Here is a 9,738-nt window from a genome sequence, read left to right on the forward strand (position 1 = left end):
AAGTGGTCGAAAAATAATGGTCTTTCATCAAGCTAGCTCTTCATCGCCGCTACGATACTTGGTCTCCATCCTGTTGTGGCCGGCGCTTTATTTCGGCGGACTGGCCGCAGCCGGATTGGCTTTTGCCACATCCTCGCCGGTGCCCTGGTTCAACGTCGTCTACCTCTCGGTGGTGGCGATCATCGCGCTGTTCGAGCGCATCATGCCCTATGAGCCGACCTGGCTTGCTCCGGATGGCGAGACGCTCAACAATCTCGGCCATACGATGTTGACGAAGGGGATCGTGCAGATCGCGGCGGCGTTCGGTGCATCCTTTCCATTACTGGTCGCCATTTTCGCGCAGCCGTTCTTCGGGTCGCAGCCGCATATCTGGCCGGCACATTGGTCGATGTTCGCCCAGGTCGTGCTCGGGCTGGTCGTTGCCGAGTTCGGGCTCTATGCCGCTCACCGCCTGGCGCATGAGCGGCTTGGGCTCTGGCGCTTCCACGCGCTGCATCACAGTGTCACGCGGCTTTGGGTGCTGAACACCGGCCGCTTTCACGTCGTCGATTCCCTGCTGAAGGTGGGCCTCAGCCAGCTGCCGCTCTATCTGCTCGGGGCGCCGCTGCAGGTCTTCCTCTGGATCGGTGCCGTCACCGCCTTTACCGGCCTTCTGACCCATTGCAATGTCCAGATGCGCACCGGCCCGCTTGACTGGGTCTTCTCGACGCCACGGCTTCACCGCTGGCACCATTCGAAGGACATGGCCGAGGGCAACAGCAACTACGGCGAAAACATCGTGCTTTGGGACCAGCTGTTCGGCACCTACTTCAATCCCGACCGGCCATCCTCCACCGACATCGGCATCACCGGCAAGGTGTCGCGCAGCTTTGTCGGCCAGCTGGTGCAGCCTTTTTCAAAGAGCGGCGCGCGCCAGATCTTGGGGCGAAAGCCGAGCGGCGATTAACGGCGCCCGGAAAACGTGTTGGCGAAACATGCCGGCGTCGACGCCGTGCAGATCAGGCGGGCGCGGCGGCTGCAAGTCCTGCCATGGCCGGCCGTCGCGTGCCGTCCGACACCGAGAAGCGCAACCGGTACTCCCGCGGCGACAGGCCGAGGATCTTGCGGAAGATCTTGCGGTAGGCGTTGGTGTCGTCGTAGCCGCTCTGCCAGGCAACCTGCTCGATCGACAGGTGCGAGCGCTCGAGCAGGTCGCGTGATTTGGCGATCCTCAACCGCTGGCAATATTCCGTCGGGTTGAAGCCGGTCGCCTTCTGGAAGCGCCGGAGAAAAGTGCGGTCGCCGAGCCCGGCGCGCTCAGCCATCATCTGCAGCGTCACGCCCTTGGTGTTGGCGCCGTGCAGCCAGTGCTGGATTTTCAGGATCGTGCTGTCGCCGTGGTCGAGCTTGGGCGCAAAGACGCTGTAGTAGCTCTGTTCGCGGGCACCGGGATCGATGATCATGAAGCGGGCGGTTGCCAGCATCACATTGGTTCCAAGGAACCGGTCGACGAGTTTCAGCCCCAGATCGATCCAGGCCATCATGCCACCGGCAGTGATGATATCGCCTTCGTCGATCAATAGCTTGTCGGTATCGACACGGACATCGCGGTAGCGATCGGCGATCAGGTCCTGGTGCGACCAATGGGTGGTGATCGTGCGACCTGCGGCGAGCCCGGATTCCGCCAGCAGATAGGCGCCGCCGCAGACCGAGCAGACAGTGGTGCCACCGGCATGCTGCTCGCGCACGAAGGCGGGCAGCTGGCCCATGCGCCCGCCTACGGGCAGCTCCGCCAGCGTCGGCGGCAGGATCAGCGCGACGAGACCCGAGGAGGGGCCGGGGTGGGTGTCGAGCGTCTTTTCGACCGAGCCATCCTCCTGAAGCTGCCAGTGGCTGACGCGGATGCGAGGTGCGCGTGCGCCGCCCTGTTCTGTCGCCTGCATGCCGGCCACCTGGAACATGTCGGTCAGCCCATGGACCGCCGACTTCAGCGCGCGCGGATAAACGACGATGCCGATCTCCGCCGGTTCGCTTTCGAGTGGTTTTGTCACTTCTGCCCCCATCGTTGTCAGCTTTGCCGGTCGAGAGGGTAGGCCGGTCATTCTATCAATTCAACCAGCGCTCCGGAACGGAGATCGCCGGTCAACCGAGATGGAAGAGGGCAGGACAATGATTGAAGCAGAAGCAGTTTCCACAGCAGTCTCCACTGGCCTTTCGCGCCGCACAGTTCTTTCGGCTGCCTTTGGCGCCGCGGCCACAGCCGCCGCCGTTCCAGCCGTCATTCGCCCGGCGAAAGCCGAAACCGCATCAAGCACCACATCCGACACATTGGGAGTAACGACCATGGGCAGCCGCATCATCACCCGCGATGGCGTCGAGATCTACTACAAGGACTGGGGCTCAAAGGAGAGCCCGGTGGTCGTGCTCAGCCACGGCTGGCCATTGTCATCGGACAGCTGGGAGGCGCAGGCCTTCCACCTCGCCAGTAACGGCTTCCGCGTCATCACCCATGACCGGCGCGGCCATGGCCGCTCCTCTCAGCCCTGGGACGGCAACGACATGGATCACTATGCCGACGATCTTGCCGACCTGATCAATGCGCTTGATCTGAAGGACATATTCCTCGCCGGGTTCTCCACCGGCGGTGGCGAAATCACCCGCTATATCGGCCGTCACGGAACAAGCCGTATCGCCAAGGCCGGATTGATCTCGGCGGTGCCGCCGCTGATGGTCAAGACCGACAGCAATCCCGGAGGGCTGCCGAAGGAGGTGTTCGACGGGTTGCAGGCGGCAAGCCTGAAGGATCGCTCCAAGCTCTATCGCGATATCGCCTCGGGTCCGTTCTTCGGCTTCAACCGGCCGGGTGCCGTGGCTTCGCAGGGCATGATCGACAGCTTCTGGCTGCAGGGCATGATGGGCGGGCACAAGAACACCTATGACTCGATCGTCGCCTTCTCGCAGACCGACTTTACCGAGGACCTGAAGAAGTTCGACGTGCCGACGCTGATCATCCATGGCGACGACGACCAGATCGTGCCGATCGATGCGGCCGCCCGCGCTTCGAAGCAGCTGGTGCCGAGCGCCACCCTGAAGGTTTATCCCGGCGCGCCGCACGGCATCACCGACACCCACAAGGACCAGCTCAACGCTGACCTGCTCGAATTTGCACGGTCTTGACCCTCGGCCCCCGGCCGGTGCCGCGGAAACGCGCTGCCGGCCGGTTGCTCTCGCTCAAAACAGAAGGAACCGATCCATGACCTGCACAGACGACAAAACCTCCGGCCTCAACCGCCGTTCCTTTCTCGCCGGCTCCGTAGCGGGCGCTGTATTGCCGCTGCTGCCGAAGGGCGTTTACGCCGCAGACACCCACCGCTTCACCCATGGGGCTTTCGATATCGCCGTCGTCAGCGACGGCTTCCTGACGCTGCCGGTCAGCATCGTGCTACCGGATGCGGCGCCGGAGGAGCGCGACGGAATCATGCGCCGGCTCGGCGGCACGCCTGAGGGCGCACCCTTCCACACCAACATCCCGTTCATCCGCACCGGCAGGGACCTGATCGTCGTCGACAACGGATCGGGCGGCAATTTCCAGGCGAGTGCCGGCAAGCTTGCGGCCAATCTGGCGACTGCAGGTATTAATCCGGCGGATGTGACCAAGGTGGTCTTTACCCATGCCCACCCGGATCATGCCGGCGGCACGGTCGGGGCAGACGGCAAGCTCACCTTTCCGAATGCGCAATATTTCGTCTCGGAGCGCGAATGGGCATTCTGGACGAACCCCGACTACGAGAAGGTCATGCCGAAGGCGCTGCACGGCTTTGCCCGCGGTGCGCAGCGCGATCTTTTCGCGGTCAAGGAGCGCCTGACGCTGGTCAAGCCGGGCGACGAGATCGTGACCGGCATGCAGGTGCTCGACACGCGCGGCCACACGCCGGGCCATATCTCGCTGGAACTTGCCGGCGACAACGGGCTCGTCATCTCAGGCGATGCGGCAACCAGCAATATTGTCTTCTTCGAGCACCCGGACTGGCACTTCGGTTTCGATACCGATCCGGAGCAGGCGCTGAAAACCCGCAAGACGCTGATCGACCGGGCAGCAACGGAAAAGCTGACGCTGCTCGGCTACCACTGGGGCTATCCCGGCATCGGGCGGGCCGAACGGAACGGTGCCGCGTATCGCTTCGTCGCGGGCGCGTAGGGGGCGAGGCCGCTGTCGCCACCAGGCGCAATGGCCAACGTTGGATCAGGGGTTCTTGCCATGGCAATGCCTAAACCGTCCTCATCTCTGTGCTTGTCACAGAGATCTCGCGCAGTTCCGTAGGAACTGCGGGACCAGCCCAAGTCTTTGGGCTGAAGGGTCTTTTGACTCGACAGACGTCGGGTCGCTGGATTCCGGCACAAGGCCGGAATGAGGGACTGGGGATGTTCCTACGCTCAAAGCAGGCCTGTCAGCTGCCAGGCCAGGGCGGCGCCTTGTTGTGGCGCCGCCTCTCTTGGCTCAAAGCTGAAGCTCGCTGTCCTTGATGTCGCTGATCGGCGACAGCATTTCCAGCTTCAGCGGGCGGGCCTCGCGCTTCTCAGTGGCGATGCGCGGCCAATCGGGATTGGCGAGCGCGCCGCGACCGAGCGCGATCATATCGGCGCCGGCCTGCAGCACCTGCTCGGCGCGGGCGATATCGTGCAGACCGCCATTGGCAATGACGAACAGATCGGGCGCATGCTGGCGGGCAAGGGAGACCAGCGATCTGCCGCCGGAAGCAAAGGCCGGTTGCCAGGCTTCGAACTCAGTCACGTGTACGAAGTCGGCGGGACTGGTGGCCAGCGCCTTGAAAACGATGGCAGCACCTTCTTCGCCCTCCGCCCATTTATGTAAGGGGTCGTTGACCTTGCCCTGGGACAGGCGGATGCCGACGGGCACCTTATCGCCGACGGCGCTGCGAACCGCGTCCAGCACTGCGAGGCTCAGGCCCAACCGCTTGCCGATGTCGCCGCCCCAGCGATCCTGCCGCCGGTTGGTGTAATCGGTGAAGAACTGGTCGAGCAGATAGCCGTTGGCGCCATGGATCTCGATGCCGTCGAAACCGGCGACATCGATGGAAAGCCTGGCGGCTTGCGCAAAGCCTGATATCGCTTCGGCAATCTCCGTCCCATCCATCTCCCGCGGCTCGGCATAGAGACCCTCACCGTGGTAGGAGACCATCTGTTTGCCTCTCGGCTGCAGTGCCGAGGGTCCGACTGTGTCGCTGCGGAAGCGATTGCCCTGGGCGAGCGCACCGCCATGCATAAGCTGGGCAAAGATGCGGCCGCCCGCGGCGTGCACCGCATCGACGACCGCCTTCCAGCCTTCCGCCTGTTTCCGGTCGGCAAGTCCCGGTTGGTCCCTATACGTTTGCGCATAGGCCTTGTCGGGATAGATGCCTTCAGTTGTCAGGAGGCTGAAGCCGCCCTTTGCGAAGCGCCGGTAGTAGTGCGCCATCCTTTCGGTCGGTACGCCCTCGGCAGTGGCGCTGATGCGGGTCATCGGCGCGACGGAAAGCCGGTTGCCGAAGGCCAGCCCTTTGAGCGTCGTTCCGGTCAGGATCGGCGAGGCGACCGTGCTGTGCGCGTTCATCTCAACGATCCTCGGTCAGCGCAATCGCCTCGATCTCGATCATCGCCTTCGGCGAATAGAGCGAGGAGACCTCGATGATGCTGTCGGCGGGATAGGGTGCCGAGAACCATTTGCGGCGCAGCTCGACGATCTTCCCGAAGTTTTCCATCGAGCGCAGGAAGATCGTTACCTTCACGACCTTGGAAAGGCTGGAGCCGGCAGCAGTCAGGACGCGGTCGAGATTGCGGAAGGCCTGCTCGGCCTGACGGTCGAAATCGTTCTCACCGACGATTTCGCCATCGTCGCCGATTGCGGCCTGGCCGGAGACGAAGACGAAACCGTTGGCCTTGATCGCCTGCGAAAGCAGGAATGGCGCGTAAGGATCGGGCTTGGTGATGACCTGTTCGAGAAACACGGGGAATCCCTCTATGCTTGAGTTCAACTCAGCTTGGCGGCGTTGCCTTGGCTGCTGAACTCAATATGATGAGGCTTCGCCCGGCTGACAAAAGACCATTTTTCAGCCGACAGATGAATTCAAGTCATTTGTTGCCGTCATGAGAAAATTGCCGCCGCTCGGCGCATTGCGGGTTTTCGAAGCGGCCGCCCGCCGCTTGAGCTTCAAGCAGGCGGCCGACGAGCTGAACGTGTCGGCGACGGCCGTCAGCCATCAGATCCGCCAGCTTGAAGATCTGCTGGAGCTGAAGCTGTTCGAGCGCGGCACGCGCCAGGTGCGGCTGACGCCGGCTGGGCAGACGCTGTTTCCGGTGCTACGCGATGGGCTCGACCGCTTCGAGCAGGCGATCGGCGAACTGCGCCGCAGCCGTGACACCAAGGTGGCGCGGCTCACCTCAACCGTCGCCTTCGTCGCCAAGCGGCTGGCACCGCTCGCCGGCAGCTTTCGCGACGCTCATCCGGACTGGAACCTGCGCCTCGACGCCTCGAACAGGACGGTGGATCTGGATGCCGATGCCGACGCGGCCATCCGCTATGGCGACGGGCAGTATCCCGGCCTGCTTTCCGAGCCGCTTTTCGCCGATCGTTTCGCGCCGGTCTGTGCGCCGCGGTTGGCGCCGATGTCCCTCGATGCGCTGCGAGAGGCGACACTCATTCACTTCGATTGGGGGCCGGCGCGGCGCGACGACGAGCGGGCGCCGGTCTGGCGGCAATGGCTGAGGCACGCAGGCGTCACCGATATCGACCCGGCTGGCGGCCTCTCCTTCACCGACGAGATCCATGCGGTGCAATCGGTCGTGGCCGGGCAGGGCATCGGTCTCTTGAGCCTGACCCTGGTTGCCGAGGAACTTGCCTCCGGCATACTCGTCCAGCCGTTTGCACTGTCGCTCGAAAGCTACCGCTACGATCTGGTCTATAGTCCGCGGGCTGCCGAGCGGCCGGCAACGCAGGTGCTGAGGGATTGGGTACTGCAGCAGTTCAACGGCGGAAGCCAGTAAGAGGCGAGGCAGCCGATCGCCTCGGCAAGCTCAATTGCCGCAAGGTAGGCCCCGCAATCAGTCGAAGTCACCGAAGACGTCGAGGCTCCTCCAGCGGCGGCTGACGAGGCGCAGCGAGCGATCCGGTTCGATCACGTAGGTCTCAAAGACCTGACGGCCGAATTGGTCGAAGAACTGGTGCGGCACGATACTGCCGACCGGCGCCTTCTTCAACTTGGTGCGAGGCTGGCCGCCATAGGTGATGCTGCCGGGGATCGGCTGAAGGTTCGGCGAGTAGCCGTAGGTCTGAACACCAGTGGTGCAACCACTGAGAAGGAGGACGACGGAAAGGGCGGCAAGAGCATGTTTCATATCGATGGTCCTCGACTATGCAGAAGGCGGATCGGAGTTCTGCCCGACGCCATGCGCAACTTCCAGGGCGTTACGACTTACTTTGGCGCCTGCGGGCGATAATCCAGCACCTTTCTCTAAAGTGTAGCGCTTCAACGGAAATTTCCAAGTTTCCGTGCGGCGATTGCCGATGGCGACAGGACCCTCGGTGGCCGCGTGTCTCATTAGACGCGCAAAGCTCGCTGTAGCACTTTGAATTGCTGCATGTTTCTACGCTTCTTCGCGGGTGAGGCCGTCGCGCAGCATCTGGACCTTTTCGTTGAGATCGATCATCTCGGGCACGGTAAATCCGGAACGACGCAGCAGCGTGTCGGTGAGGCATGCGGTCTTGGGGTGAAGCTCCTTGCCCTTCTCTGTCAGGAAAACCTCGACCAGCCGTTCGTCGACGGTGCTTCTGCGTCTTGAAAGGAAACCGGCCGCCTCGAGCCGCTTGACTGCCGGGGTGATGGTGCTCGGTTCCAGGCCGAGCCGATCGGCAATCGCCGATATGCTCAAGCCGTCCTGTTCCCACAGTGTACTGACGGCCAGATACTGCGTGTAGGTGACGCCGAGCGCGTCCAGCATCGGCTTGTAGGCGCGATTGATGGCGATCGCTGCCGAGTAGATCGAGAAGCAGAGCTGGCTGTCGAGCGGAAGCGGTGCGGGTTCGGTCATGGTCGTCTCCAATATTTAAGTCCGTGGCTTTTCATGAGCTTAGCACGAAAACCATTATTGCGATAATAAAATGCTGGACAGGTGATCGCGTAAGGCATATCTAATGATTACCGCGATAACAACTATCGCGCTAACAAATTAAGGAGTTGCGCAAATGTTGAAGACATCTCTGCTTGCCGCCGCCGCCTCGCTCACCCTGGCCGCCACCGGCACCACCGCGTTTGCCGCTGATGCAGGCGCAAAGAACGTCGTTCTCGTCCATGGCGGTTTCGTCGATGGCGCCGGCTGGAAGGGTGTCTACGACATCCTGAAGAAGGACGGCTACACCGTCAGCATCGTCCAGAACCCGACGACCTCGCTTGCCGCCGACGTCGCTGCCACAAGGCAGGCGATCGACAAGGCTGATGGATCGGTGGTGCTGGTCGGGCATTCCTATGGCGGCGTCGTCATCAGCGAAGCCGGCACCCATGAGAAGGTGCAGTCGGTCGTCTACATCGCCGCGTTCGCCCCGGATAAGGGCGAGTCGGTCTCGTCCTTGATTGCCAACCCGCCGGCCGGCGCGCCGGTGCCGCCAATCCTGCCGCCGGTCGATGGCTTCCTGTTCCTCGACAAGGCAAAGTTCGCCGCATCGTTTGCTGCTGACGTCGATGCCGAGACGGCCGCCTTCATGGCAGACTCCCAGGTTCCGTGGGGCGTCGAAGCGCTGGCCGGCGCCGTCACCGAGCCTGCTTGGAAGACCAAGCCGAGCTACTATCTGGTTGCGGGTGAAGATCGCATGATCCCGCCGGCTGCCCAGCAGATGATGGCCAAACGCGCCGGCTCAACCGTCGTCGAAGTGCCCGGCAGCCACGCCGTCTATGTCTCCAATCCGAAGGCGGTCGCCGATCTCATCGAGAAGGCGGCGGAAACCGCCAACTGATCGTCGGCGACGAACGACACAGCAACAATCGACCAACACAGGGCCGGGAGAGGGATCTCCCGGCTCTAAAGCGCGTCGCGATCTCCAGGATTCGCTTGCTGCCCTTTAAGCTCTTGTTTTTGCGCATGTCGTCATCACAAAGCCGCTGCGCACTTTTGCACGACATGCTCTAGATTGCCGACATACCCCAGAGAATCCTGTCTAACGGGAGGCTCACCCAGTTCTCCCTCATTCCGGCCCTGTGCCGGAATCCAGCGAGCTGACGTCTGTCAGGTCGAAAGACCTTTCAGCCCAAGGACTTGGGCTGACTGGATTCCTGTGACGGGCACAGGAATGAGGGTGCTTTGAGCGCCGTGAAGGCGCCCGAATGTCGAACAGGTCATATGGATGACTTTGTCATCAGTCTGAGGGGCGGGAGAGGGATCTCCCGGCCGTGTTTGCTGGGCAGGACCTTCCGTCTTCCGAACGGCCCGGCGGCAACATGCAGCTTGCCCACAGCTTCGCCGTTGATGGCCACGCTGGCCCATTGGTACAAGCCTTCCACCGTCAGCTGTGGGAAGAGGGCAGGTTGCGAGTTCGCCGCGCCAACCCGATGCGTTTCGCGCTCATACCCAGATTTGTCGCTGCGGCGAATTCCGATTTGGCGAAACATGCGGTAGTCCTTGGGTGAACTTCCCGTCGGATTGTGCGTCAGGCCCCAAGCGCCTGTCGCGCGCTCTGCTGTCGCCCAGTCCTTCTGCCGAACCCAGGTATTG

At 62.6% G+C, this 9,738-nt stretch carries 11 protein-coding genes; 5 read left to right on the forward strand and 6 right to left on the reverse strand.

Annotated elements, in window-relative coordinates:
• Nucleotides 1-16 precede the first annotated feature (16 nt).
• The gene (locus tag ASD03_RS15140; RefSeq protein WP_038576195.1) at nt 17-946 is read left to right on the forward strand and encodes a sterol desaturase family protein; all 930 of its coding nucleotides are present in this window, start codon (nt 17-19) and stop codon (nt 944-946) included.
• A gap of 52 nt (nt 947-998) precedes the next feature.
• Here the strand turns inward: ASD03_RS15140 and ASD03_RS15145 are convergent, their stop codons facing one another.
• On the reverse strand, nt 999-2,030 hold the full coding sequence (locus ASD03_RS15145) for a helix-turn-helix domain-containing protein (protein ID WP_239637573.1): 1,032 nt from the start codon (nt 2,028-2,030) through the stop codon (nt 999-1,001).
• 118 nt (nt 2,031-2,148) lie between these two features.
• On the opposite strand from ASD03_RS15145, the gene ASD03_RS15150 reads away from it, so the two are divergent.
• Nucleotides 2,149-3,156 carry an alpha/beta hydrolase gene (locus ASD03_RS15150; protein ID WP_057206241.1) on the forward strand — a complete coding sequence of 336 codons (1,008 nt, stop codon included), beginning with the start codon at nt 2,149-2,151 and terminating at the stop codon, nt 3,154-3,156.
• A gap of 76 nt (nt 3,157-3,232) precedes the next feature.
• Nucleotides 3,233-4,177 carry an MBL fold metallo-hydrolase gene (locus ASD03_RS15155; RefSeq protein WP_025427458.1) on the forward strand — a complete coding sequence of 315 codons (945 nt, stop codon included), beginning with the start codon at nt 3,233-3,235 and terminating at the stop codon, nt 4,175-4,177.
• A gap of 300 nt (nt 4,178-4,477) precedes the next feature.
• Here ASD03_RS15155 and ASD03_RS15160 read toward each other — a convergent pair whose 3' ends face one another.
• Together ASD03_RS15160 and ASD03_RS15165 are read right to left on the reverse strand one after the other, a co-directional pair.
• Nucleotides 4,478-5,590: an NADH:flavin oxidoreductase gene (locus ASD03_RS15160; protein WP_025427457.1), complete on the reverse strand. Its 1,113-nt coding sequence runs from the start codon at nt 5,588-5,590 to the stop codon at nt 4,478-4,480.
• Nucleotide 5,591: 1 nt separating this feature from the next.
• The gene (locus ASD03_RS15165) at nt 5,592-5,984 is read right to left on the reverse strand and encodes a RidA family protein (protein ID WP_025427456.1); all 393 of its coding nucleotides are present in this window, start codon (nt 5,982-5,984) and stop codon (nt 5,592-5,594) included.
• Between the two features lie 139 nt (nt 5,985-6,123).
• Between ASD03_RS15165 and ASD03_RS15170 the strand changes: the two genes are divergently transcribed.
• The gene (locus ASD03_RS15170) at nt 6,124-7,020 is read left to right on the forward strand and encodes a LysR substrate-binding domain-containing protein (RefSeq protein WP_025427455.1); all 897 of its coding nucleotides are present in this window, start codon (nt 6,124-6,126) and stop codon (nt 7,018-7,020) included.
• A gap of 57 nt (nt 7,021-7,077) precedes the next feature.
• On the opposite strand, the gene ASD03_RS15175 is transcribed toward ASD03_RS15170, so the two are convergent.
• Both ASD03_RS15175 and ASD03_RS15180 read right to left on the reverse strand, forming a co-directional pair.
• Nucleotides 7,078-7,371, reverse strand: a complete 294-nt coding sequence (locus ASD03_RS15175; RefSeq protein ID WP_025427454.1) for a hypothetical protein — start codon at nt 7,369-7,371, stop codon at nt 7,078-7,080.
• Between the two features lie 249 nt (nt 7,372-7,620).
• Entirely contained in the window at nt 7,621-8,064 is a 444-nt protein-coding gene (locus ASD03_RS15180; protein WP_025427453.1) for a MarR family transcriptional regulator, read from the reverse strand.
• A 154-nt stretch (nt 8,065-8,218) separates the two neighbouring features.
• On the opposite strand from ASD03_RS15180, the gene ASD03_RS15185 reads away from it, so the two are divergent.
• Entirely contained in the window at nt 8,219-8,983 is a 765-nt protein-coding gene (locus ASD03_RS15185; protein WP_025427452.1) for an alpha/beta hydrolase, read from the forward strand.
• 379 nt (nt 8,984-9,362) lie between these two features.
• On the opposite strand, the gene ASD03_RS15190 is transcribed toward ASD03_RS15185, so the two are convergent.
• Entirely contained in the window at nt 9,363-9,635 is a 273-nt protein-coding gene (locus tag ASD03_RS15190) for a hypothetical protein (RefSeq protein WP_025427451.1), read from the reverse strand.
• Nucleotides 9,636-9,738: the final 103 nt, after the last annotated feature.

It is taken from the genome of Ensifer sp. Root127, assembly GCF_001425225.1.
Lineage (GTDB): Bacteria > Pseudomonadota > Alphaproteobacteria > Rhizobiales > Rhizobiaceae > Ensifer > Ensifer canadensis.